Source organism: Flavobacterium aestuarii (assembly GCF_040049115.1).
Lineage (GTDB): Bacteria > Bacteroidota > Bacteroidia > Flavobacteriales > Flavobacteriaceae > Flavobacterium > Flavobacterium aestuarii.
Window position 1 is genome coordinate 1 of record NZ_JBDLZZ010000045.1, and the last position, 1,239, is coordinate 1,239.

At 33.6% G+C, this 1,239-nt stretch carries 1 protein-coding gene; it reads right to left on the minus strand.

Annotation, left to right across the window (positions count from 1 at the left end; all coding sequences use genetic code 11):
• Nucleotides 1-30: 30 nt before the first annotated feature.
• A protein-coding gene (locus ABEG11_RS18990) for an IS3 family transposase (protein ID WP_348825757.1) occupies nt 31-1,205 on the minus strand; the annotation gives its coding sequence in 2 pieces (ribosomal slippage) (nt 31-947 and nt 947-1,205; 1,176 coding nt in all).
• Nucleotides 1,206-1,239: the final 34 nt, after the last annotated feature.

The following is a 1,239-nucleotide window of genomic DNA, read 5'->3' on the forward strand; positions in this document are numbered from 1 at the left end:
TGGATATGCAAATAAAAACTACACATTAAGTTAAGCTACATTTTTGTAATTAATTTGATTATTAAATTCTTCTATGTTTTTATAATTCAAAGCAGAATGCCTCCTTTTTCTATTGTACCAAATTTCAATATATTCGAAGATTTCCAATTTCATTTGTTCTTTAGAAATTAGTTTGTTTCCATAAATCAATTCGGTTTTTAAAGATTTAAAGAAACTTTCAGCCACTGCATTGTCCCAACAATTCCCCTTACGGCTCATACTTCGGGTTATTTTTTTATAGGATTCTATTACATTGACAAACTTTTTGCTTGCATATTGAACACCTCTGTCTGAATGGAAAATTAATCCTTCTTCTACATTTCGGTTTCTAACCGCCATTTTCAATGCGCAGAGAGTTGTTTGCTCGGTGCCCATTCCATCACTTAAGCTCCAACCAATAATTTTCCTGTCATATAAATCCATAATGGTTGTCAGGTATATGAATCCTTCTTTAGTTTGGATATAAGTTATATCAGACACCCAAACCTTTGAAGGTAATTCAACTGTAAACTCCCTGCCTAAAACATTTTCAGCAACTAGATAATTGTGATTTGAATTGGTTGTTACCTTGAATTTCCTGCTTAACTTGCTTTTCAAGCCCAACTGTTTCATGTACTTGGCTACTGTAATTCTCGAAATCTTATACCCCAAACTCTGAAGCTCCAATGTTATTCTGGGACTTCCGTAGCGCTGTTTGGATTCAAAATAAATCGATGATATTTGGTCTTTTATGGCAATTATCTGTTTTTGTTTAATTGTTGTTTTTCCTTTTTTCCATCGATAATAACTTCCTCTGCCTGCTTGAAGGATTTGACACATTTTTTCAATCGGGAATATTTTTTCATTGTCTTTAATGAAAGTATATTTCATCGACCGCTCTTGGAAAAAATGCCGATTGCTTTTTTTAATATATCTCGTTCTAATTCGGCATCTTTAAGTTTTTTCTCCAGTTCATGGATTTTTTCCTGTTCAGGAGTCAGCTTCAAATTTCCTTTTCCTGGAAAACTTCCCTCGCCGAATACTTCGACCTCTTTGCGCCATTTATATAATTGTGGGGCTGTTATTCCTAACTCTCTGGCAAGTTCTGATATGTTGGTTCTCTCATTACTCAATTGAACGGCTTTCTCCTTGAAAGCTTTGTCATAAATTTTGCGCACTTGTTTCATAAGTTAAAAGTAAGATTTATTCTTAACTTTTTGT